Annotated in this window: 19 protein-coding genes and 1 tRNA gene; 1 reads left to right on the top strand and 19 read right to left on the bottom strand. The window is 54.2% G+C overall.

Annotation, left to right across the window (positions count from 1 at the left end; translation table 11 throughout):
• Positions 1–20: 20 nt before the first annotated feature.
• The 19 genes from dnaX to ACZ46I_RS07460 form a co-directional block, all read right to left on the bottom strand.
• Positions 21–1667, bottom strand: a complete 1647-nt coding sequence (gene dnaX / locus ACZ46I_RS07550; RefSeq protein ID WP_464280412.1) for a DNA polymerase III subunit gamma/tau — start codon at positions 1665–1667, stop codon at positions 21–23.
• 99 nt (positions 1668–1766) lie between these two features.
• Entirely contained in the window at positions 1767–2684 is a 918-nt protein-coding gene (locus tag ACZ46I_RS07545) for a formyltetrahydrofolate deformylase (RefSeq protein ID WP_464280411.1), read from the bottom strand.
• 139 nt (positions 2685–2823) lie between these two features.
• Positions 2824–6849 (bottom strand): DNA-directed RNA polymerase subunit beta', encoded by a 4026-nt coding sequence (gene rpoC / locus ACZ46I_RS07540; protein WP_464280410.1) that lies wholly within the window; start codon positions 6847–6849, stop codon positions 2824–2826.
• A gap of 82 nt (positions 6850–6931) precedes the next feature.
• Complete coding sequence (gene rpoB / locus ACZ46I_RS07535; RefSeq protein WP_464280409.1) at positions 6932–10975, bottom strand: DNA-directed RNA polymerase subunit beta; 4044 nt, start codon at positions 10973–10975, stop codon at positions 6932–6934.
• Between the two features lie 196 nt (positions 10976–11171).
• Entirely contained in the window at positions 11172–11552 is a 381-nt protein-coding gene (rplL, locus tag ACZ46I_RS07530) for a 50S ribosomal protein L7/L12 (protein ID WP_226507842.1), read from the bottom strand.
• A 75-nt stretch (positions 11553–11627) separates the two neighbouring features.
• On the bottom strand, positions 11628–12155 hold the full coding sequence (rplJ, locus tag ACZ46I_RS07525; RefSeq protein WP_013506552.1) for a 50S ribosomal protein L10: 528 nt from the start codon (positions 12153–12155) through the stop codon (positions 11628–11630).
• Positions 12156–12278: 123 nt separating this feature from the next.
• Positions 12279–12971: a 50S ribosomal protein L1 gene (rplA, locus tag ACZ46I_RS07520; protein ID WP_013506553.1), complete on the bottom strand. Its 693-nt coding sequence runs from the start codon at positions 12969–12971 to the stop codon at positions 12279–12281.
• 3 nt (positions 12972–12974) lie between these two features.
• Positions 12975–13400: a 50S ribosomal protein L11 gene (gene rplK, locus ACZ46I_RS07515; protein WP_013506554.1), complete on the bottom strand. Its 426-nt coding sequence runs from the start codon at positions 13398–13400 to the stop codon at positions 12975–12977.
• A 44-nt stretch (positions 13401–13444) separates the two neighbouring features.
• On the bottom strand, positions 13445–13963 hold the full coding sequence (nusG, locus tag ACZ46I_RS07510; RefSeq protein WP_013506555.1) for a transcription termination/antitermination protein NusG: 519 nt from the start codon (positions 13961–13963) through the stop codon (positions 13445–13447).
• Between the two features lie 21 nt (positions 13964–13984).
• Positions 13985–14164, bottom strand: a complete 180-nt coding sequence (gene secE, locus ACZ46I_RS07505) for a preprotein translocase subunit SecE (protein ID WP_013506556.1) — start codon at positions 14162–14164, stop codon at positions 13985–13987.
• Positions 14165–14201: 37 nt separating this feature from the next.
• Positions 14202–14351, bottom strand: a complete 150-nt coding sequence (gene rpmG / locus ACZ46I_RS07500) for a 50S ribosomal protein L33 (RefSeq protein WP_013506557.1) — start codon at positions 14349–14351, stop codon at positions 14202–14204.
• A gap of 81 nt (positions 14352–14432) precedes the next feature.
• Entirely contained in the window at positions 14433–15620 is a 1188-nt protein-coding gene (tuf, locus tag ACZ46I_RS07495; RefSeq protein WP_464280408.1) for an elongation factor Tu, read from the bottom strand.
• A gap of 70 nt (positions 15621–15690) precedes the next feature.
• A tRNA-Thr gene (locus ACZ46I_RS07490) sits at positions 15691–15767 on the bottom strand.
• A 147-nt stretch (positions 15768–15914) separates the two neighbouring features.
• Positions 15915–17759, bottom strand: a complete 1845-nt coding sequence (locus ACZ46I_RS07485) for a UbiD family decarboxylase (RefSeq protein ID WP_464280407.1) — start codon at positions 17757–17759, stop codon at positions 15915–15917.
• 20 nt (positions 17760–17779) lie between these two features.
• Positions 17780–19957: an adenosylcobalamin-dependent ribonucleoside-diphosphate reductase gene (locus tag ACZ46I_RS07480; RefSeq protein WP_226507844.1), complete on the bottom strand. Its 2178-nt coding sequence runs from the start codon at positions 19955–19957 to the stop codon at positions 17780–17782.
• Positions 19958–20223: 266 nt separating this feature from the next.
• Positions 20224–21153: a tRNA modification radical SAM protein MnmL/YtqA gene (gene mnmL / locus ACZ46I_RS07475; protein ID WP_464280406.1), complete on the bottom strand. Its 930-nt coding sequence runs from the start codon at positions 21151–21153 to the stop codon at positions 20224–20226.
• Positions 21141–21914 (bottom strand): imidazole glycerol phosphate synthase subunit HisF, encoded by a 774-nt coding sequence (gene hisF, locus ACZ46I_RS07470; RefSeq protein WP_013506562.1) that lies wholly within the window; start codon positions 21912–21914, stop codon positions 21141–21143. The genes mnmL and hisF overlap by 13 nt, the downstream gene beginning before the upstream one ends.
• Positions 21915–22220: 306 nt before the next feature.
• On the bottom strand, positions 22221–22748 hold the full coding sequence (locus tag ACZ46I_RS07465) for a hypothetical protein (RefSeq protein ID WP_464280405.1): 528 nt from the start codon (positions 22746–22748) through the stop codon (positions 22221–22223).
• A 28-nt stretch (positions 22749–22776) separates the two neighbouring features.
• Positions 22777–23583, bottom strand: coding sequence for a hypothetical protein (locus tag ACZ46I_RS07460; protein WP_464280404.1), 807 nt, complete (start codon positions 23581–23583; stop codon positions 22777–22779).
• Positions 23584–23660: 77 nt separating this feature from the next.
• Here ACZ46I_RS07460 and ACZ46I_RS07455 point away from each other — a divergent pair.
• Positions 23661–24772, top strand: a protein-coding gene (locus ACZ46I_RS07455) for an IS3 family transposase (RefSeq protein ID WP_464281847.1) whose coding sequence is annotated in 2 segments (ribosomal slippage) — positions 23661–23922 and positions 23922–24772 — 1113 coding nt in all. Because the reading frame shifts where the segments join, the coding sequence is not laid out codon by codon here.
• Positions 24773–24924 lie beyond the last annotated feature (152 nt).

The following is a 24924-nucleotide window of genomic DNA, read 5'->3' as shown; positions in this document are numbered from 1 at the left end:
CTCCTGTGTATCATAGGTATTCAAGTACCTTCGCCGTGAAGGTCCGTTTGCGAGTCGTTCTCATCTTCAATATCCGGTGGCGTGGCGTCATCCAGAACCCGCAGGTCCATGAGTGATCCCTGAAAGCGCTCCACCAGGCCCTGGTAGATTTCATCGCCCATCAGCTCCCGCCGGAAGTGCTCCTGCAGATCGGTACGCTGGCGCTCTTCCTGCCTGGCAAGCGTATCCGGAGCGGCTTCAACCTGAACTTCCAGCTGACAGGGCCTGCCCAGCAACTGCGCAATATGCTGTGCCAGCAGTCCGCGTTTGTCCTGCCCCATGAGGTCGTGGTTACATGGAGCCGTTTTCAGAATATAGGTGTCGGGCTGTGAGCCCTTCTGTTCCAGACGACTGTGGCGCAGAAAAGCGGCCACATGGGGATGGGTTTCATCAAGAATCCCGACAAGCTCACGGTGCAGTGCTTCCGTGGTCTGCGGGGGTTGCTGAGCTGGTTTTAGAGTTTTTTTTTCCGTGGAAGGTGCGGCCGGGGCTGGCACCACTGATGGTTCAGGAGCCTGCAGAGCGCCGATCAGCCGCTCAACCTCCACACTGGGCAGCAGGCGCGCACTCTTGAGCAGACAGAATTCCAGATCGTACTGGGGAAAAGGAGAGTGGGTGATCTCCACAAAACATTCGCGGAGCATGGAGTAGATGGCATCGAGCTGCAGGGTATCAAAGGCTTTCCCCAGCTGCTGCAGCTGCTCCACCGACTCCTCATCACTCACGGGTATAATGCCCTGGGTCGCCAGGTAGACGAGGCGGGTTGTCTCCAGCAGCTGCCGGCAAAGCTGGCGCATATCGGCGCCGGTCTCATTGGCCTGTTCAATCAGCGTCAGTATGCGTGGCAGGTCGCCAGCGGCAATGGCCTGGAAGACTCCAAACACCATGCCATGGGTCGCAATGCCGACCAGCTCCATGACATCGGCGGCGCTGATACGTTCACCACAGTAACTGACGACGCGATCAAGGATGGATTCCGCGTCGCGCATGCAGCCCTCGCTGGTGGTGGCGATGATCTGCAGGGCGTCGGTCTCAAATGCAATACCCTCGTTACCCAGGATGTGGGCCAGAGCCTGAACCATCTCATCCCGTGGTATGCGCCGGAAATCGTGACGCTGGCAGCGTGAGAGTATGGTGGGATTAACCTTGTGCAGATCCGTGGTCGCCAGCACAAACACGGTATGGGGGGGCGGCTCTTCGAGGGTTTTCAGAAAAGCGTTGAAAGCCTCACGGGTGAGCATGTGAAATTCGTCGATGATATAGACCTTGACCTGCCCCATGGCGGGGGCATAATCGACCTCTTCAATGAGGGTCTTCATGGAATCAATGCCGCGATTGGAAGCAGCATCAATCTCCACCACGTCAAGAAATGCTCCCTGATCAATGGCGACGCAGTTTTCACACGTGCCGCAGGGCTCCCCCTCAGCCGGCGCCATGCAGTTGAGGCTCTTGGCCAGAATGCGCGCCATGGAGGTCTTCCCCACACCACGGGGACCGTTGAAAATCAGCGCATGGGCCAGCCGCCCGCCGCGAATGGAATTGAGCAGGGTGCGCGAGATATGCTGCTGACCGACAACTTCAGCGAAGGTGCGCGGCCGGTATTTTCTGGCATACACTAAATAAGACAAGAACTCAGCTCCTTGCGCGCGTCATGCGCGTAGCGCAATTTTCCTGCAGCAATGAGGATACCACACTCTGCGGCTGCCGCCAAACAGCCGGCACTTCTGTCAGGAAATCGAAGGAAGATGGCCGACTTCCGGACAGGTACCGTCGTTGTAGGGGGATTTGCGCCAGTAGACTTTGCCCCAGTGCATATAGAGTTCCTCATCCACAAACATGCGCACAGCCCGTGACAGAATGCGCTTCTCCAGATCCTGGCCGCGACGCACCACATCCTGGAGCGTATCGCTGGACTTGTCGATGTAGAAGGCCTCCTGGTAGATGATCGGGCCACGATCGAGATCCATGGTCACAAAGTGGGCGGTGGCTCCGGCCACCGTTGAGCCATTGTCATAGGCCTGACGGTACGCACGGGCTCCTGGATAGGCGGGCAGCAGCGAGGGGTGAATATTGATGATTTTCCCTTCATAGCGGAAGGTGAACTCCGGTGAGAGAATTTGCATATAGCGGGCCAGCACGATCAGATCCACGTTGTATTCGGGCTGTCGCAGCAGCTCGATAATGTTGTGCTCGTTCTCTTCCTTGATCTTGGAGCTGAAGCAGAAGAAAGGGATTCCCTCGCGCTCGGCGAGCGGTCGCAGCTCTTCGCGGTTGCCGATCATCACGGCCACCTCTGCCTGGATGCGCCCTGCCTTGATTTCCGCGAGAATGGCTTCGGGAGCATGGGCTTCCTTGGTGACCATCAGCGCCATGCGCTTGATGCCGGAGGACTGCCGGGTGTTGAGGGACACTTCCATGTCCAGCTTTTTGGCTGCCTCGCTCAGGAGCCCTTCGAGGCCGGTCAGACTGACCGTCAGACCGCTGATATCGCCCTTGATACGCATCAGGAAGAAGTCTTCCCGTACCGTCTGTTCAAGGTCTTCAATATTGACGCCACAGTCAAAAAGCAGCGATGTGAAGGTGGCGATAACGCCCTTTTTATCCTTACCGATTACTGATACTTCAACAATTTTCTTCGGTGTCACACGTAACCTCTCTCAAAGGTATTCTGGTCACTGGTGCCTGCCTTTGACACTGCGCGCCCCTGGTTGAAAAAACAAGCGGGCATCTCCCGAAAGGAGAGCCCGCTGTTTTCCTTGTCAACCACAGACCCGTCAGCAGGACTTAGGATGTTTTACTGTACGTAAACCGTTTATTTGACTTCACCCCGGTGCCAGCAGGAATCAGTCGTCCCATGATGACGTTTTCCTTCAGGCCGTTGAGGTGGTCGATCTTACCGGAGATACTGGCCTCTGTCAGAACCCGCGTCGTCTCCTGGAAGGAAGCTGCCGAGATAAACGACTCCGTGGACAGACTGGCTTTGGTTATGCCCAGCAGCATGCGATCGTACTTGGCCGGCAGCTTTCCGGCAAGCTCAAGCTCGCGGTTCTTGTTCTCAACGTTCAACCACTCAAGCTCTTCGTCAACCATGAAGTCGGAATCACCGGAATCGGTAATGCGCACCTTCTTGAGCATCTGACGGATAATCACTTCGATGTGCTTGTCATTGATGCCAACGCCCTGGGATCGGTACACTTCCTGGATCTCATTGGTCAGGTACTCCTGCACCGCGTCGACGCCCTTGATACTCAGGATGTCATGGGGATCCATGGCACCGTCAACGATCATGTCACCGGCGCGGACCATATCACCGTCAAGGTAGTTGATATAACGGTTACGGGGGATGGAGTAGGTCTTCAGTTCGCCGGTATCATCGTTGCGAACCGTGACCTTGCGCATGCCGCGCACCAGTCCACCAATATTCAGAATACCATCTATTTCACTGACGATCGCCTGATCCTTGGGCTTGCGGGCTTCAAAGAGCTCGGCAACCCGTGGCAGACCACCCGTGATATCCTTGGCCTTGGTGGCCGCTTTCGGAATCTTGGCGATAATATCACCGGGAAGCACTTCCGTGCCTTCAGCCACCTGAATGGTACTGCCACCGGGCAGGAAGTAACGACGCAGCGTCTCATCGCCGCTGCCCTTGATGGACACCCGGGGCTGTCGTCGCTCTTCGGAGTGCTCAAGTACGGTACGGCGGCTGATGCCCGTCACCGCATCCACATCTTCCTTAACGGTCTGACCGTCGACAATGTCACCGAATTTGGCAATACCGCTGACTTCGGTGATAATCACCGCAGCAAATGGATCCCATTCCAGCAGCTTTTCCCCCTGGGATACCGCGGCACCGTCAGCAACGAGTACGTGGGCACCGTAGGTCACCTTGTGGGAGTCAATTTCATTGCCGCCTTCATCCAGGATCAGCATAAGTCCGTTACGGCTCATGGCAACTGTCTTGCCAGCACGATTGGTCACGGTCATCAGGTCAATGTATTTTACGGTACCGGAAGCCTTGGCGTGAGCCATGGATTCTTCGGCCTTCTGACTGGTAGCACCACCAACGTGGAACGTACGCATGGTCAGCTGCGTACCGGGTTCACCGATGGATTGGCCTGCCACTACGCCGACAGCCTCGCCGATGCTGACCAGGCTGCCACGGGAGAGGTCACGGCCATAGCACTGGGCACATACGCCGGACTGGGCCTGGCAGTTCATGACAGAGCGCACGCGGATTTTCTCAATTCCGGCTTCTTCAACACGCTGCACATCGTCTTCGTCAATCAGGTGGCCCTTGGGCAGGATGACATCGCCATGGATATCCACCACCTCGTCGAGGGTGACCCGTCCGAGCACACGCTCGCCGATGCTTTCGATAATGGTGCTGCCTTCCATGAAGGCGGTGATCACCATGCCACGGTTGCTGCCACAATCGGCTTCGGTGATGATTACATCCTGGGCCACATCCACCAGACGACGGGTCAGATAACCGGAGTTGGCTGTCTTCAGAGCCGTATCCGCCAGACCCTTCCGGGCGCCGTGGGTGGAGATGAAGTATTCCAGAACGCTCAACCCTTCGCGGAAGTTCGCCATGATGGGCGTCTCGATAATAGAGCCATCCGGCTTGGCCATCAGACCACGCATTCCGGCCAGCTGACGCATCTGCTGTCTGGAGCCACGGGCACCGGAGTCAGCCATCACGTAGATGGAGTTGAAGTTGCGCTCACGGGGGTTGGATGAGGAGGCATCCCCACCTTCGCTGCCCAGAGCCTTCATCATCTCGTCTGCGATTTTCTCGGTGATATCGGACCAGATACCAATGGTGCGGTTGTACTTCTCGCCGAAGGTACTGATACCCTCCTGGTACTTGATGTTGGCTTCGGCAACTTCATTGATGCCCTTTTCCACCAGGGCCTGCTTGTTATCGGGAATACGCATGTCGTCAAGGCAGACAGAAATACCGGCCTTGGTGGCATAGCGGTAGCCCATTTCCTTGAGGCGATCAAGGAAGAGAACGGTCTGAGCATTGCCGTTTTCACGGTAGCAACGCTCGACGATGGCAAGCAGTACCTTCTTGTTGAGGGTTTTATTGATCAGTTCAAAGCCCATGTTCTCCGGCAGGCACTGGGAAAAGAGAACGCGCCCGACGGTGGTTTCAAAGCGACCGCCATTCAGACGGCAGGTAATCTTGGCGTGCAGATCAATCTTGTTCAGGGAGTAAGCGGTTTCCACTTCCTCAACAGAACCAAAGGCCATGCCTTCGCCACGGGCATTACGCTTTTCACGGGTCATGTAATAGCACCCCAGAACAATGTCCTGTGTGGGTACGGTAATCGGTTTGCCGCTCGCCGGAGACAGAATGTTGTTGGAGGCGAGCATCAGAATACGCGCTTCCAGGATCGCCTCGGTGGAGAGGGGCACGTGAACCGCCATCTGGTCACCGTCAAAGTCGGCGTTGAAGGCGGTACATACCAGCGGGTGCAGCTGGATGGCCTTGCCCTCGATCAGCACCGGCTCAAAAGCCTGGATACCAAGGCGGTGCAGGGTTGGTGCACGGTTGAGCATCACGGGATGCTCGCGGATAACCTCTTCCAGGATATCCCATACTTCGGGGCGATTCTTTTCCACCATCTTCTTGGCACTTTTGATGGTGGCTGCATAGCCTTTCTGCTCCAGCTTCTGGAAGATAAATGGCTTGAAAAGCTCCAACGCCATCTTCTTGGGCAGACCGCACTGCCACATCTTCAGCTCGGGACCAGCAACGATAACGGAGCGGCCCGAGTAGTCAACCCGCTTACCCAGAAGGTTCTGACGGAAACGGCCCTGCTTGCCCTTGAGCATATCGGACAGGGATTTCAGGGGACGCTTGTTGGGGCCGCGCAGAACGCGTCCACGCTTGCCATTGTCAAAGAGGGCGTCTACTGCTTCCTGCAGCATGCGCTTTTCGTTGCGGATAATGATATCCGGTGCCTGCAGCTCCATCAGGCGCTTGAGGCGGTTGTTACGATTGATGACGCGCCGGTAGAGATCGTTCAGATCACTGGTGGCAAAACGTCCGCCATCCAGGGGAACCAGGGGGCGCAGCTCGGGGGGGATGACCGGAATGACTTCCAGGATCATCCACTCGGGCTTGTTGCCGCTTTTGCGGAATGCCTCCACCACTTTCAGGCGCTTGGTCAGTTTTTTGATTTTCTGCACGGACGTGGCATCCTGCAGATCCTGGCGCAGCTCAATGGCCAGCAGGTCCAGATCCAGCTTGCGCAGCATCTCGCGAATGGCCTCCGCTCCCATGTCGGCGACAAAGGAACCATAGCCGAACTCTTCGACGGCATTGTAGTAGGCCTCTTCCGAGAGGAGCTGCTTCTCTTCGAGGGGTGTCTGCATGGGATCGAGGACAATGTACTCCTCAAAGTACAGAACCTTTTCCAGATCACGCAGGGTCATATCCAGGATGGTACCGATACGGCTGGGCAAGCCCTTGAAAAGCCATACGTGGCTGACTGGGCACGCCAGCTCAATGTGGCCGAGGCGCTCGCGACGAACTTTGGACTGGATTACTTCCACGCCACACTTTTCGCACACAATGCCACGGTGCTTCATACGCTTGTATTTTCCGCAGTTACACTCCCAGTCCTTCACAGGGCCGAAGATTTTCGCACAGAAAAGGCCATCCTTCTCCGGCTTGAACGTGCGGTAGTTGATCGTCTCAGGCTTGGTCACCTCACCGTGGGACCAGGAGCGGATCTTCTCCGGCGATGCCAGGCGTATCTGTATGGCATCGAAAAAGGGCAAGGCTTTCTTTTCATTCATGGCTCGGATATCCAAGGTTTCCTCCAGCATATCCTGGTTCGGCGTCGCTACGCCAACCGCTGTATAAGGTCTTTAAAAGGACTTACTCGCCTGACTCTTCCGTCAGCACTTCACTGCTTTCGCCGGCTTCAACTTCCACCGCCTCGTCCGTGGAGATAAGCTCCACATCAAGGCACAGAGACTGCAGTTCCTTCACCAGTACGTTAAAGGACTCAGGCAGGCCAGGTGTCAGGGTGTTTTCCCCTTTGACGATAGCCTCGTACATCTTGGTACGTCCGTTGACATCATCCGACTTCACGGTGAGCAGCTCCTGCAGACAGTGGGAGGCTCCATAGGCCTCAAGGGCCCAGACTTCCATTTCCCCGAATCGCTGTCCGCCGAACTGCGCTTTACCGCCCAGGGGCTGCTGGGTAACCAGCGAGTACGGCCCTGTGCTGCGGGCGTGAATTTTGGTGTCAACCAGGTGGTGCAGCTTCAGCATGTAGATGACGCCGACGGTCACCGGCTGGTCAAATTTCTCGCCGGTACGTCCGTCGTAGAGATCGGTCTGACCGGTGTCATTGCCATCATAGGCCTTGCGCAGGAGTTCCTTGATATCGCCTTCATTGGCGCCATCGAACACGTTGGTGGCAACGTGCATACCCAGAGCCTTGGCAGCCCAGCCCAGGTGGGTTTCAAGAATCTGCCCCACGTTCATACGGGAGGGAACACCCAGGGGGTTGAGCACGATGTCAACGGGAGTTCCGTCTGGCAGATAGGGCAAGTCTTCCTGGGGCAGGATGCGGGAAACAACACCCTTGTTGCCGTGGCGCCCGGCCATCTTGTCGCCGACTTTCAGCTTACGCTTGACGGCAACATAGACCTTGACCATTTTAAAGACCCCGGGAGGCAGATCGTCGCCCATGTTGACACGGGATTTTTTCTCCGTGTACATCTCGTGGGTTTTTTCCAGCTGCTCTTCCGTAATTTCACGGATGGACTCGGCCTTGCGGATAAATCCTTCGCTGTCTTCAACGGGGGTTTCCAGCAGCTCGTTGAGGGTGAGCTTTTCCACCATTTCCATGGTGATGGCTTCCCCTTCGCGTCCAAGTATCTTGCCACGCAGCACCAGGTCGTCTGCGAGCTTTTTGCCGACCAGCAGGCGACGTATCTTGTTGAGGCGCTCCTTGCGGATAAGGGTGCACTCATCCTGATAGTCGACTTCCAGCTTCTTGATTTCTTCTTCCTCGATATCCTTGACGCGGTCGTCTTTTTCCGTACCGCGACGGGTGAAGACCTTCACGTCGACGATGGTCCCCTCAATACCGGGGGGTACGGTCAGGGATGCGTCGCGGAACTCGCCAGCCTTCTCGCCGAAGATCGCCCGCAGGAGCTTTTCTTCAGGTGTTGGCTGCGTCTCCCCCTTGGGAGTTACTTTCCCAACCATGATATCGCCGGCTTTCACTTCCGCGCCTATGCGGATGATACCGGAGTCATCAATATCCTTGAGGGCGTCTTCACCCACGTTGGGAATATCGCGGGTGATATCTTCCGGACCCAGTTTGGTGTCACGGGCTTCCACGTCAAATTCCTCGATGTGAATGGAAGTATAGACATCTTCCAGCACCACGCGTTCGGAGATGAGGATGGAGTCCTCGAAGTTGTAGCCCATCCACGGCATGAAGGCGACAACCACGTTCTTGCCCAGGGCCAGATCACCAGACTCGGTGGCCGGACCATCGGCGATGACATCGCCCGCCTTGACCTGATCGCCCGGAAATACGATGGGCGTCTGGTTGATGCAGGTATTCTGGTTGGAGCGTCGGAACTTGATGAGGTTGTAGATATCAACGCGACCTTCGCCGGGAGCGATTTCGCTCTCATTGACGTGGACAATGATCTTGTCCGCTTCAACGCTGACAATGGTTCCGCCACGGGTAGCCGTTATGGCAGCGCCGCTGTCAACAGCCACCTTGCGCTCAAGGCCGGTTCCGACCAGAGGCGACTGGGTGCGCAGCAGGGGAACTGCCTGACGCTGCATGTTTGATCCCATCAGAGCGCGGTTGGCGTCATCGTTCTCCAGGAAGGGAATCAGGCCGGCGGCCACAGACACCATCTGTACCGGTGCAACGTCCATGTAGGTGATATTCTCCGCTTCAGTCATAACGAATTCACCCTCATCACGGGCGGAAACCAGCTCGTTGACAAAGCAGTTGCCCTTGTCGAGGGGCTCATTGGCCTGGGCGATGATCTGACCATACTCGTCAATGGCGCTGAGATAATCGATCTGCGTGGTTACCTTTTTCTTCTCAACCTTCCGGTAAGGCGTTTCGATAAAGCCATACTCGTTGATACGTCCATGGGTTGCCAGAGAGGTTATCAGACCGATGTTCGGGCCTTCCGGAGTTTCGATGGGGCAGATACGTCCGTAGTGCGTGGTGTGAACGTCACGCACCTCAAAACCCGCCCGTTCACGGGTCAGACCACCAGGACCAAGGGCCGAGAGCCGGCGCTTGTGCGTGATTTCGGCCAGGGGATTTGTCTGATCCATAAACTGACTGAGCTGGGAAGAACCGAAAAATTCCTTAATGGAAGCCACGATGGGCTTGGAGTTCAGGAGTTCCTGGGGCGAAAGCTCCGAAAGATCCTGAATGCTCATGCGCTCCTTCACCGTGCGCTCCATGCGGACCAGGCCGATGCGGAACTGGTTTTCCAGCAGCTCGCCCACGCTGCGGATGCGTCGGTTGCTGAGGTGGTCGATATCGTCGACGGAACCTTTTCCGTTCTTGATATCGGAGAGGGTCTTGACGACCTGCAGAATATCCTCACGGGTCAGGGTAGTGACATCCATGGGAACTTCAAGGCCGAGGCGACGGTTGATTTTCAGACGCCCGACGCGGCTGAGGTCATACCGCTTGGCGACAAAGAACAGGTTGTCAAACAGCTGTGTAGCCGCTTCTACCGTGGGAGGCTCACCTGGACGCATCTTGCGGAATATCTCGATAAGAGCTTCTTCCGCCGAAGTCACCTTGCTGTCAGCCGCCAGGGTGTCGCGTATGGAGGTATCACTTTTGATATTGTCGATAAAGAGAATGGCGAATTCGCGCACCCCTCGTTCAAGCAGCAGGTCGTAGATATCATCGGTGACAGGCTGGTTAATGGAGGCAAGCAGTTCGCCACTGGAGGGATCGTAAATATCTTCGGCGAAGTAGGACGTGTCACGCACTACCTCCATGCGATCGAGCCGGATACTCTGCACATTGGCGTTGGTGAGCTTACGAATATTGCCGCGGGTTATCTTGTGTCCAGCCTTTACCAGCACCTCACCACTTTCAGGGTGAAGGATATCCTGCATCAGTTTCTGATTATAAAGATTTGCCAGGTCGGTCAGTTTCTCAACCGAACCATCCTCACCGACGCGGATGGTTTCATTGGTGTAGAAGTGGCTGAGAATATCGCGTTCGCTGTACCCCAGTGCCTTGAGCACAACCGTGGCCGGAAACTTGCGTTTCTTGTCGATGCGGACATAGAGGATATCCTTGGCATCAAATTCAAAATCCATCCAGGAGCCACGATAGGGTATGATACGCGCAGAGTAGATCACCTTGGCATTGGCACCGCCCTTGCCACCATCGTCTTCAAAAAAGACACCAGGTGAACGGTGAAGCTGGCTGACAATAACCCGCTCAATGCCGTTGATAATAAAGGTCCCCTTGTCGGTCATCAGGGGGAGTTCTCCCAGATAGACTTCCTGCTCCTTGACATCCTTGACCGGACGCTCGCCGGGAGCAGCTGACCCTTCCCGCTCAAAGAGTACCAGGCGGACCTTGATCCTGACAGGAGCCGCGAAGGTGGCACCACGATCCTGACACTCATTGACATTATATTTCGGCTCTCCCAGGGAGTAGCTGATATATTCCAACTGGGCGGTTTCATTGTAGTCCTGAATAGGGAACACGCTGCGAAAGACCGCCTCGAGACCCATGTCACTGCGCTGCTGGAAATCCTTGCCCATTTGAAGAAATTTTACATATGATTCTTTTTGAATGGCATTCAGATCCGGTATATCCAGAATATTGGGGATACGGGAAAAGTTGTGCCGTTTCCGAAAGGTCACTTTGCGATTTTGCTGTTGAGCAAACGCCATGGTAACTCCCTGCTGTTACGGTATGGGGTTGGGGGAATCACATCAGGAACAACGTTCCCTGTCACATTATGCGCCAACCTGTGAGTATGAACAGTTTGGGCAAATTTTACAAGCACAAACAAGCACAGGGGGAGCGACGGCTTCCGCCGCATCCCCTGTGCCGCATAAGGCATTCAACTTAAAAGTGCAGTAACACTTATTTTACTTCTACCTTGGCACCGGCTTCTTCAAGTTTCGCCTTCAGTTCGTTGGCCTGATCCTTGCTCACGCCTTCTTTAACTGCCTTGGGAGCGCCTTCTACCAGATCCTTGGCTTCTTTGAGGCCCAGACCGGTCACTTCGCGCACAACTTTGATAACGTTAATTTTCTTCTCACCGGCGTTGGCCAGGATAACGTCGAACTCAGTCTTTTCCTCTTCAGCAGCAGCGGGTCCGGCAGCGGGTCCGGCAGCAGCGACAGCCACAGGAGCAGCAGCGGAAACACCGAACTTCTCTTCAAGTTCCTTTACCAGTTCAGCCAGTTCCAGAACGCTCATGTTTTCGAGGTAAGAAATGAAATCTTCTTTGCTGATAGCCATGAATATCCTCCAGGGTATATTATCTTATCAATAAACGCTTATGCAGCGATTAAGGCATTTGACTCACAAAATCGTTTATTCCTGCTCTTTTTTCTCTTTGACCGCGTTAAGCGCATAGAGAAACTTGCGAGGCACGCCAGCCAGAACGCCGACGAAGTTTGTGATAGGTGCGTTGAGCGTTCCGAGCAGTTTTGCCAGCAGCACTTCGCGGGAAGGAAGCTTACTGATAGCGACGACATCAGCCTGGCTGAGCACCGCGCCATCCATCACACCACACTTGATGGTAATAACTTCCTTGGACTTGGTGGAAAACTCGCTGACGTACTTGGCAGCAGCGGCAAAGTCGTCACCGGTATACACCACGCCAGTGGTCCCATGCAGATGCTCATCGAGTCCTTCCACATCCGGCAGCGCCCGACGCAGCATGGTATTTTTCACAACACCGTAGCCAGCACCCAGCTTGCGCAGCTCACTCCGAAATTCATCAGCACCCTTAACGGTCAATCCGGAATAATTACACAGAATAACACCAGCGCTCTGCTCAATTTTCTGAGCCACAAGGCTGACGACGTTCTGCTTCTTTTCCAAAGTTTCTGTTTTCAAGTAACACACTCCATAAGAAATGCCTCCTATGCATACGCATGGAGGCATCAATGTTATATTGATGACATCTCCCCAGGCAGCTTACGCTATTAAGAACTGCGCACCTGGTTCTGCGATATCAGATTATCGATTCTGGAGCACCGCGTTCACATCAAGCCGGATCCCTGGACCCATGGTACTTGAAAGGGTGATCCCGCGAACATAGGTTCCTTTCGCGGTAGCGGGCTTCGCCTTAATCAAGGCATCCACAATAGCTAACACGTTTTCACGCAGCATGTCAAGCTCAAAGCTCACTTTCCCGACAGGAGCATGGATAATTCCGGCTTTATCGGTGCGATACTCGATCATACCACTTTTCAGGTCTTTGACGGCCTTCGCCACGTCAAAGGTAACCGTTCCCAGCTTGGGGTTCGGCATCAGGCTGCGCGGCCCCAGGATACGACCCAGTTTCCCCACAAGACCCATCAGGTCAGGCGTGGCCACTGCCTTGTCAAACTCCAGCCAGCCACCCGTGATCTTCTGGGCCAGGTCATCAGAACCCACGTAATCCGCTCCGGCATCACGCGCTTCCTTTTCTTTTTCCCCTTTGGCAAAAACCAGAACGCGAACGTCCTTGCCGGTGCCGTGGGGCAGGCTCACGCTGCCGCGAACAATCTGATCGGCGTGACGGGGATTGACCCCAAGGTTAACTGCCACGTCCACGCTCTCGGAAAACCCGGCAAATGCCAGCGACTTACAGAGCTCCAGGGCTTCTTCCAGGGTATAGCGCTTGTCTTTATCTACTTTCGCAACAGCTGCGTTAAATTTCTTTCCCATTGATTACTCCTCCACCACCAGGCCCATGCTGCGCGCTGAGCCTTCGATTGTTGCGATTGCCGCTTCAAGCGTGTGAGCGTTCAGGTCAGGCATCTTCAGCTGAGCGATTTCCTGTACCTGAGCCTTGGTCACCTTGCCAACCTTGTTCTTGTTGGGCTCCGCTGAACCCTTGTCAAGTCCGGCAGCCTTCATGAGCAGAATCGCGGCGGGAGGAGTCTTGGTGATAAAGGTGAATGAGCGATCTTCAAAAACCGTGATGACAACGGGGATAATCATCCCCTTCTGGCTTTCTGTCTTGGCGTTGAATTCCTTACAGAATGCCATGATGTTCACGCCCTTCTGACCGAGGGCGGGACCTACGGGAGGGGCAGGATTTGCTCCACCGGCAGGAATTTGCAGCTTGATTTCGCCAATTACTTTTTTGGCCATAATTTTGCCTCCGTGTAGCCCCCTGGGACTACCTGTATGTCAATTTATATCTTCTGAATTTGCGTGTACTCGAACTCAACGGGGGTTTCGCGGCCAAATATGCTCACGTTCACCTTCACCCGCTTGCGCTCGTGATCGACGTGTGTAACCACGCCATTAAACCCGTGGAATGGCCCTTCGACCACTTCCACTGGATCCCGTTCAACAAACTCCACCTTCGGTTCCACCAGTCGCTTGTCAGACTCGATCAGCTTCTGCACTTCAGAGTCGTGAATAGCCACAGGCTTGTTCCCGCCAATAAAGCCGGTCACCTTGGGAATGTTTTTCACCACGTGCCAGGTGGTCTTATCCATCTCCATCTGCACATACACGTACCCGGGGTATCGCTTGCGGGTGACAATTTTCTTCTTGCCCCCCTTGTACTCGGCAACATTTTCCGTGGGAATCAGGATCTGAGTGATCTTATCCTGAAGCCCAAGGCTGCTGACCCGCTCCTCGAGAGCTTCCTGTACCTTGTTCTCGTACCCGGAATATGCATGTATCACGTACCAAGAAAGTGCCATTGAGCGTGTCTCCTTGAGGAATTATCCGATAAGCAGTGAAATCATCCGGGAAAACACGGCATCCAGCGCACCGAAGTACACTGTCATAAAGGCCACCAGCACCAGTACCACCAGTGTCATGCCCTTGACTTCATCCTTCTTCGGCCAGACAACTTTCCCGAACTCACTTTTGACGCTTTTGAGAAATTCCACTGTTTTCATTGTACCGCTCTTTTCCACTTCATAAAAAACAGATCAATTACTTCGTTTCACGATGCAGCGTATGCTTCCGGTCAAACTTGCAGTACTTCTTGAGTTCCAGCTTGTCTGTCATGGTACGCTTGTTTTTGGTGGTTGTGTAGTTGCGGTTCTTGCAGACCTCACAAGCCAGGGTAATAATATCTCGCATGGTGTTTTCTCCACAAAAAGAAGGAGTGCGTTCTCCACGGAGCACCGCACCCCTGTTATCAGAATAGTTTATCCGTCAGGTTTACTTGAGGATCTTGGTTACAACACCGGCACCAACTGTTCTTCCGCCTTCACGGATAGCGAAGCGCAGGCCTTCTTCCATCGCGATGGGGTTGATCAGCTCGCCAGTAACCTTGAGGTTATCACCGGGCATAACCATCTCAGTGCCTTCAGGCAGCGTTACGATACCAGTGATGTCAGTGGTTCTGAAGTAGAACTGAGGACGGTATCCACTGAAGAATGGAGTGTGACGTCCGCCTTCTTCCTTGGTCAGAACGTAGATTTCGCCTTCAAACTGGGTGTGAGGAGTAATGGAACCTGGCTTGGCGATAACCTGACCACGTTCAACATCGTCACGCTTCACGCCGCGCAGCAGGATACCAACGTTATCGCCGGCCTGACCTTGATCCAGCAGCTTGCGGAACATTTCTACGCCCGTAACTACGGTCTTCTGGGTGTCGCGGATACCAACGATTTCGATCTCCTCGCCAACCTTGACAATACCGCGCTCAATACGACCGGTAACAACGGTACCACGGCCGGAAATGGAGAACACGTCTTCCACAGGCATCAGCAGGGGCTTGTCAGTTTCACGCTCAGGAGTCGGGATGTATTCATCAACCGCAGCCATCAGGTCAAGGATTTTCTGAGCCCAGTCGCCCTCAGGGTCTTCCAGGGCACGCAGAGCAGAACCCGTAACGATAGGGGTATCGTCGCCAGGGAAATCGTACTCGGAGAGGAGTTCGCGAACTTCCATTTCAACCAGCTCAAGCAGCTCCTCGTCATCGACCATGTCAGCCTTGTTCAGGAAAACAACGATCTTGGGAACGCCAACCTGACGGGCCAGCAGGATGTGTTCACGAGTCTGAGGCATGGGGCCATCAGCTGCGGAAACAACCAGAATAGCGCCGTCCATCTGAGCGGCACCGGTGATCATGTTCTTTACGTAGTCGGCGTGACCGGGGCAGTCAACGTGGGCATAGTGACGGTTTGCCGTCTCATACTCAACGTGTGACGTGGAAATGGTGATGCCGCGCTCTTTTTCCTCAGGAGCTTTGTCAATCTGGTCATAAGCTATGGCCTGAGCGCCGCCAGCTTTAGCCAAGACCGTTGTAATCGCAGCAGTGAGCGTGGTCTTTCCGTGGTCAACGTGTCCGATGGTACCTATGTTGACGTGCGGTTTTGTGCGCTCAAACTTTGCTTTTGCCATCTGTAAATCCTCCTCGAATGTTCAAGTACATAATCGTTCCATATATCGCGAATCTGATATAGCAGCGTTGTGGAGCCCAAGAGCGGATTCGAACCGCCGACCTCGTCCTTACCAAGGACGTACTCTAACCTACTGAGCTACTTGGGCCCAAAAACAAAACAGACAAGGTATATACCAGGGAGTTTCCCGCTGTCAATCCTTTTTTGGAACCTGCGCAGCCTTTCATACCCAGCCCCGTTCAGGCTGGTGCGACACGGTCTGCACTGTTATCCAACAACTTGCCCAAAGTGTCAACTAAATTACCTGAAATAAAGGGCCACCTTGTGCCGCCAGCTCTTCAACCCGTCTGGTCACAGCAGGGTCTTCCTCCAGACCAGGCGCATGTCCCGCCTTGGTACGCGCGTCAATAATCAATGGGCCGGTGCACCCCCAGTGCTTGTTTTCGGTGAAGGCGCCCACTCCATAGATATCCGTGGCCGGATTTGAGCGGGTAAAGGTAACCCAGAGGAAATTCTCTTCGGTACGGGCGGCAAACTCACTGTCATCAACCACGACAACCATGGCGCAGGCTTCGGGCAGCGGGTGCTCCCGCAGCACGCGGCAGAGCTCCTTGATATCAGGATCACCTCCCTGCTTCTTTCGAGCAGTGCAGGCAGGCCCACTGATCACGAGAATGCCCGGCATGGCCACGGTAGGGCGCCTGAACCCTGCCGGAAGCTCCATCTGGGCGGGCAGCGTGCCCTCAAGACAGCGCCGTGGCGCTCCAGCAGCCGCGATAACCACCTTTGAACCGCGATTGAGTCCGTGACCGGTATAGTCGAGGGTATCAATAGTCGTCATGGTCTGGAAGTGCACGTCCCGACGCCAGTCGACGCGCTCCAGGACATGGGTGAAGTACTCGCGGATATTGTGGGTATCAAGGTCGGCATTATCCTCGCGGGCTGCGATAAACAGAAACTTCGCCAGCGACAGCTGGCCATGGCCGAGAATGGCATTGGCCTGCGTAAGCAACTCCTGGGGTTCACTCAGGGGATTATAGGGAGTATAGCGCTCGCTGCCTATGGCCAGCAGCAGCGGATGTACTCCCGCCGCGTCAACGGCATGGACCTCGCAGATACCCGGGAGCACCGTCGGGATCAACTCACCGGTGAGTTCGTGGATAAAGGTACCGAAGGAGGTGTCCTCCTGGGGAGGGCGCCCTACCGTCGTAAAGGGCCAGATGGCATCGCGACGGCAGAAGATCTCCTTGATATCAAGAACCGGAAAGTCGTGCACAAGGCTGTAGTAGCCCAGGTGGTCGCCAAAGGGGCCTTCAGGCTTTACCTTGGCCGGATCAATGGTCCCTCGGATCACAAAATCCGCCTGGGCGGGAAAGGGCAGGCCTCCAGCCCGCGTAACCATTGGTACGCGGTGGCCACCGAGCAGCCCGGCAAAGGAGAGTTCCGGCATACCTTCCGGAAGAGGCATAACCGCAGCCATGGTCATGGAAGGCGCTCCCCCCACGAATATATTGACCGGCAGAGGCACGCCACGCTCTATGGCTTCACGGTGGTGCACTCCGATACCGCGGTGTATCTGGTAGTGCACTCCCATTTCACGATCGGGGGAATACTCATTGCCGGAGATCTGCACCCGGTACATCCCCAGGTTGCCACCCCGCAGGCCAGGGCTCTGCAGGCTCTCCGAGTAGACCTGGGGCAGCGTGATAAACGCTCCGCCATCACGGGGCCAGGAAACCAGCTGCGGCAGCTCGGAAGAGGAAATGGTGCGATCAAGCACCGGCCCCCCGGATACACGGCGGGGCAGAAGATGCAGCGCCCCCATGGGCGCGCCACGAAATTTCAGCGGATGCCGCAGAGCCTCCATGGGGTGAAGCTTCAACCGCACCAGGCTCTCTATGACATCCAGCGTATCCCGAAAAATCCAGCGGGTACGCTCCAGGGTACCAAAGAGGTTGCCCAGAAGGGGAAACGCCGTCTCCTTTACATTGGTGAAAAGCAAGGCCGGACCGCCAGCGGCATAGACCCGACGCTGCACAGCACCAACCTCCATATTCAGGCTGAGAGGCTCATCAATGCGAATCAGCATTCCATGGCGTTCCAGATCCGCCACACACGACTGGAGATTTTTATACCCCATGGCTCATCCACCGGAGCCCATCAGGAGCACTTGCTGTAGCCACAGCTGTGGCAGGTTTCGCAGCCCTCTTCAAAGGCCAGCATGCCGCCGCAATCGGGGCACTTGCTGTGGAAACCATTCTGGGTTCCCGCCATAAACGACTTCAGCAGCTTGCCCAGCTGAGCAGGCAGATCCAGCATATGACCGCTGGAGCGGTCCAGCTGCTTGATGATCTCTTCCATGGGAATGTTGTAGCGCAGCGCCAGGGAGACCAGGCGGCAGGTGGTGGTCCACATGGTGGACTTGTCCTTGAGGTCAATGCGATTCTCAAAGGGGAACTTGGCGAAGACCTCCATGGGCTTCTCGTTCTCATCGAAGCATATAATAATGTAGACATTATTATGGTCGGGGTCCTTGAGGCGGTAGCGCTTGGCGCTCAGTTCGTCAGGCAGGCCCTGCTTGCCGATAAGGCCCTGGGAGTTGACCATGGCCTCCTTCTGGGACGCCTCCGAAGCGGACTTCGTATTGAGCACCTGCCCATCGCGCGAACCATCACGATAGACCGTCAGGCCCTTGCAGCCCATTTCATAGCCCATGAGGTACGCCAGGCGCACATCTTCCTTGGTGGCCGTGTTGGGCATATTGATGGTCTTGCTGATGGAGCTGTCCACTCCGCTCTGCTGCAGGATTCCCTGCATCTGAATGTGATCGGAAGGCGTGATATCCTGGGCCGTGCAGAAGATCTCCTGCCACTTCACCGGAATCTCTTCATGCCCCACCACGGTGCCACTGTCGGCCACGCGGGCCATGAGCTCGGTGGAGTAGAAGCCCTCCGCGCGGGCAATTTCCTCAAAATGCTTGTTGACCATCAACAGCTTGTCGCCATCCATGACGTGCTTGACCATGACAATGGAGAAGTAAGGCTCGCAGCCACTGGCGCAGTCAGCGATCATGGAAACCGTTCCCGTAGGCTGAATGGACGTAAGGGCGGCATTGCGTCGGGGCGTATAGGTATTGATTGCCGGGTCGAATGCCGGAAAAGGCCCCTTGACCTTGGCCAGCTCAATGGAAGTCTCCTCGGAGATGGTGCGAATATACTTCATCACCTCGGCGCACAGCTTGCGCCCTTCATTGGAAGCATAGGAAAGCCCCATCTGAATCAGCATATCATGCATGCCCATGATACCCAGGCCGATCTTGCGGGTCTTCATGGTCATCTCTTTGATCTCGGGAATCGGGAAGACATTGCAGTCAATCACATTATCCAGAAAGCGCGTCGCCAGACGGGTTGTCCTGGCCAGGCGATCGTAGTCAACACGGCCACCCTCCACGAAGTTCCCCAGGTTGATGGAGCCCAGGTTACAGCTCTCATAGGGCAGCAGCCACTGCTCACCACAGGGGTTGGTGGCCTCAAACTCGCCCAGCTGGGGAGTCGGGTTGGCACGGTTGGCCGCGTCGATGAAGAGTACCCCCGGCTCACCATTGTGCCAGGCCAGGTCTACAATCTTGTCGAAGACCGTGCGGGCATTGAGGGAACTGACGATCTCCTTGGTGACCGGATCAACCAGCGCGTACTCCCGCTCGTCATAGAGGGCCTGCATGAACTCATCGGTAATGGCCACACTGAAATTGAAGTTATTAAAGCGCGTCTGATCTTCCTTGGCGCAGATAAAATCCATGATATCGGGATGGTCAACGCGCATGACCCCCATGTTGGCACCACGGCGCTTGCCACCCTGCTTGATGGTTTCCGTCGCCACGTCAAACACCGCCGCGAAGCTCAGGGGACCGCTGGCCACACCCTGGGTGGAGCTGACTGTGGCGTTCCTGGGGCGCAGACGCGAGAAGGAGTAGCCAGTGCCACCACCGGTTTTGTGCACGAGAGCGCCGTTCTTGACCGCCGTAAAAATCCCCTCCATGGAATCTTCCACAGGCAGAACAAAGCAGGCCGAGAGCTGGCCGATGCCGGTCCCGGCATTCATCAGGCACGGAGAGTTGGGCAGAAAATCCAGACTGTATATAAGGGAGAAGAAATGATCGCGAACTTCCTCGTAATCATCCAGTTCGCGATCAGGCAGCGCTACCGCGTTGGCCACCCGGCGGCAGAGTTTTTCCCAGTTTTCCACGGGATGACCCTGGGCATCCTTGAGGTAATAGCGTCGCTGCAGAACTGTTTCCGCCGTCTCCGTCAGTGATACTTTCCGCGTCTCTACCGTCATGACTTCTCTCCTCCGTGGTGAATTCCCTGCCCAGTAGCAGAAGATAAGGTAAATAAAGGGGCAAGCCCATCGGCCTGCCCCTTGTTCCCTCAAAGGAAGGAAATACTATCATCTTGCCTGCTACCGGACAACCAAAAAAACGCCACATTCCGTGGCCAAGAATCCATGGGGATTTGCGAAGAATCGAAGTATAACTCATTAAAAACACAGGCACTTGTGAATAACCGAAAGTCTCAGGCGCGTCTCAAAATCACGCCACATTACCACTACAACAGACAATCGCCCTGCGATATTCCTTTGCGGGCCATGGAGTTGTCGATGGCGTCAAGCACCCGCTGTTTTTTTTCAATCCAGGCTGGAGCCACCAGTTGCTCCCGCGACGAAGCATCACCCGTCAGACGGTGGAGAATGCAGCCCGGAGGCAGAGCACCAATAGCCTGCGCAACCGCATCGGCATACTCCTCAAGAGACGGCAAGAGAAAAGGATGCTGACGATACATACGGGCCAGCTCCGTACCCTCCATAATATGCAGCATATGGATCTTGATTCCGTCGATGCCCAGCTCTCCCAGCCGCCTCACCCCCTCGACACTCTCCTGCAGGCTCTCCGTGGGCAGGCCAAAGATGACATGAGCACACACCTTGATTCCCCGCCGGCGAGTCGCCTCGATAGCCCGCAGAGCCGTATCCACATCGTGGCCCCGGCGAATAAACTCCAGGGACTCCTCCTTCAGGCTCTGCACCCCGTACTCCACCCACAGCTCGCAGCCCCGGCGCTGGTAGGACTCCAGCAGATCAAGGCGCTCATGGTCCATGCAGTCGGGACGGGTACCGATGGACAGGCCGATGAAGTCCTCACTCAGAGACAGCACCCGGTCATAGAGCAGGCGCAGCTCATCCACCGGCGCGTGAGTATTGGAATAAGCCTGAAAGTAGGCCAGGAATTTGCGCGCCTTGTGGCGGCGACGCAGAGAGGCAATGGACCGCTGCACCTGTTCGGTGATGGAATCATGCTCGGCAGCAATGGCCGCCGCACTGCCGGAAGGGGAACAGTAGACACAGCCGCCCTGCTGGCGGCTTTCGCGATTGGGACAGGAAAAACCCGCATCCACCGGCACCTTGTAGACCCTGGTGCCGAAGTGGAAACGGAAGTATTCATTCAGGCCAATGTAGCGTTTGCCCTCTATGCGCCACATGGACGAGGCAGACGCACGGGAATGCCACGGCGATCAAGATACTCCTTGGCCTCGCCGATGGTGTACATGCCGAAGTGGAAGATGGAAGCCGCCAGGGCCGCATCGGCCTTACCCTCCACAAAGCCATCATAGATATGCTCCAGGTTACCCACGCCACCACTGGCAATGACGGGAATACCCACCGCCGTGGAAACCGCCCGGGTAAACTCCAGGTCGTAGCCATTCTTGGTACCGTCACAGTCCATGCTGGTCAGCAGAATCTCGCCGCAGCCGTAGGACTCCATGCGCTGACACCACTCCACCGCGTCGATACCCGTGGCATTGCGCCCACCGTGGGTAAAAATCTCCCAGTGGTCTCCCACCCGCTTGCCATCGACAGCCACCACAATACACTGGCTGCCGAAACGCTCACTGGCAGCGCGCACGAATTCGGGATTTTTCACCGCCGCCGTGTTGATACTCACCTTGTCGGCACCGGCGTTGAGCAGCTGGCGGATATCCTCCAGCTCCCGCACGCCACCACCCACCGTCAAAGGGATGAAGACCTGATCCGCCGTGCGGCGCACCACATCCAGCAGAATGCCACGGGCATCGCTGGAAGCCGTGATATCGAGAAACGTCACCTCATCAGCCCCCGCCAGATCGTAGCGACGGGCCACCTCCACCGGATCACCGGCATCCACCAGGTTGACGAAGTTTATACCCTTGACCACCCGCCCCTTGTCCACATCGAGGCAGGGGATGATTCGTTTAGTTAGCATGGTAGCCCTTTCGAAAAAGTTCTGCATCTTCACCACAGGTGCTTCCGCATCAGAAAAATACTTTACCTCTAATATAAGCTTTTCTGTCAAGAGAAGAGTTGCAAATGGGAGCACCGTCAGCAAATTCTCCCTCATGAGCCTCCTGGGGAATTCCAGAATACTCTCATTTCTCCCTGTCGGGTATAGGGGGAAGCTTACACCTGAAAGTTGTTTCATTTCAAGAGCTTAGAGATTTACCGGAACCAAAACCGACCCACAGATTCTACTGAGGAGCCCAAAAGATAGCATTTCCCTTCTTTCTATGTATCATTTCCCACACAAATTAGCGTCATAAAAATAAACAGGTCTTGAATTAGTTAAATCACTTATTGATAAAAAACAATTTGATGAGTTAAGCGATGCCTTTACTTCATAATCATGACCAGCTAACGGAACAAATGTTACATAAATATTGCAATCATAAATTTTTCCACGATAAAATCCGTGAACATAAGCTAAAGTAAATGGTAAATTTGCAAGAACATAAAGCTCACCTGATGAAATACTATCTCCCTTTACGGATGCATCAGGCATCCCTATTCTTTTGCTATGATAAGCACGCCCGCCAAATGTTCTACCGAAGACAACAGATCCTGAATCTGGATCAGATCTATCAAAGCAATTCTTATTTGGCGTTGCCATTATTAACCCAGGGTACTCTGCAATGACTCGCAACCTTGCTCTTTCTGAGTTATCAGAGGCTTCAGCAAGCATTCTAAGATGCGTAAATGAAGAACATCCGGAAATAAGAACAATAAAAAGCATCAAGACATTCTTAATAGAGAATTTTGCCATATAGCTTGACCTCCGATCAAGGGCATTGCTAAGGATTCGCAATTGAAGAGACTTCCCCACGATGCGGAGCGATTAATTGGCTATCGAAATGCTTGCATGATGGCAAATTTTCATACCTTTCAAAACTACACCTACCACCTAATCCACCAGGCAAATTATCATAATAAACAAAACCATGATTCATCATACATTGCTCAAAATTAGAAACTCGTTTTTCTGATATTAACCATCGTATATTTTCATCATCAGGAATTTCATCGCCACTACGCGGAAATATATCATTATAACCACAATAATCATCGACATATATAAGTTGAAAAGTCTGCTTCCTATTATAATCTTCGTGAATCCAGTGATCATGGGCAAAGGTATGATAATAAGTGGAGTCATAGTAGGGCTTTCCTTTTCTCAATCTAGTCCAGCTTGACTTCGGATGAGATATCCACTTTTCATACTGAATTATCTTTTCTTTATAAAACCCATCATGACGATGAGGATCATCAAGAGGATCAACAATTACTTTTCCATAAACATCTGGGAAGGTGGGAGTGTCATGGCGACCCTGCTTAACATACCGATCAATCGTATTTTTCATCAAAATATCTATCTCAGGAATATACTCACTCCAATCACCTAATGATAACTCTCCTCTAAGGGATCTACAGCCAACACTATGATACGAAAATCCTTTATAAAAATAGGGGCATTCTACAGAATACCCTTCTGGGTGTCTGATATATTGATACCCTAATCTTAGCATACACAGGCTTGAGATATCTGATACAACCATGGGCACATCTGCTTCATCAAGAACCTCAACAGCTGCCCATTTCAAACAATATAGCTGTAAGCTTCCCCCTATACCCGACAGGTAGAAATTAGAGTATTCTGGAATTCTCCAGGAGGCTCATGATGAAGAAGTCCCGTTTCAGTGAATCGCAGATAGTGTCTATTCTCAAGGAAGTGGAAGCTGGCTTGCCGGTGAAGGAGGTATGTCGCAAGCACGGCATATCAGATGCCACGTACTATAACTGGAAATCCAAGTATGGTGGCATGCAGGCGTCAGATCTTCGTCGTATGAAGGAGCTTGAGCGAGAACTTTCCAAGCTTAAGCGAATGTATGCGGATATGGCTCTTGAGAATCACGCTCTTCGTGACTTGATCGAAAAAAAGCTCTGAGGCCGAGCGCGCAGCGTGATGCTGTAGAGCACCTTATCAGCGAACACCGTCTTTCTGTGCAGCGCAGCTGTCAGTGTGTCGGTCTGTCGCGCTCGGCCTGGTATTACAAGCCCAAAGAGAAGCCTTCTGATGATGCTGTGATCGAAGCTATTCATAAGGTACTGGAAAGCAAACAACAGTGGGGGTTCTGGAAAGTATGCCAGAGTCTTCGTAGAGAACACCCCTGGAACCATAAGCGCATTTACCGCGTATATCGCCTCCTGAAGCTGAACTTTCGAAACAAGGGGAAAAAGCGCCTGCCCGCTCGGGTGAAGATGCCACTGCTTGCTCCGCCACAGCCAAATCAGACCTGGTCTGCTGATTTCATGAGCGATGCGCTGTGCTCTGGACGGCGTTTTCGGACATTGAATGTCCTTGACGACTGTAACCGCGAAGTGGTTCACATCGAAATTGATACCTCAATAACTGGCAAACGGCTGATCCAGGTCTTTGAGCGCCTGCGCCAGGAACGAGGACTGCCGCAGGTACTGCGGACCGACAATGGCCCCGAATTTTTGCAGCATGAATTTGTGAACTGGGCGCAGGCCATGGGAATGAAGATGCAATACACACAACCGGGAAAACCAACCCAAAACGCTTACATTGAGAGGTTTAATCGCACCTACCGTAATGAATTACTCGACCTGTACATGTTCCGTAATCTCAACGAAGTGCGTGAAGCGACCTACTGGTGGATGATTGGCTATAACGAGGAGCGGCCTCATGACGCTTTAAATGGCATGACACCAGTGGAATACCTTGAAAAAATCAAAAAACAGGACTCTAATTTTAAACTGTCCTCTTGACAGGGAAGCTTACATAGCGAATCAGCATAAACCTGGGATATAGGCGCATCTCTTTTCTCCCAGGTCAGTTCTCTTGGAGCACCCAATATAAATATGTCACCAAACCTATATACTGCCTCGATAGATTGACATCCCGACAAGAAAATAAAACA

The organism is Desulfurispirillum alkaliphilum (assembly GCF_055378285.1).
Note: the sequence above shows the minus strand (reverse complement) of the source record. Positions and strands in the feature narration are given on the sequence as shown.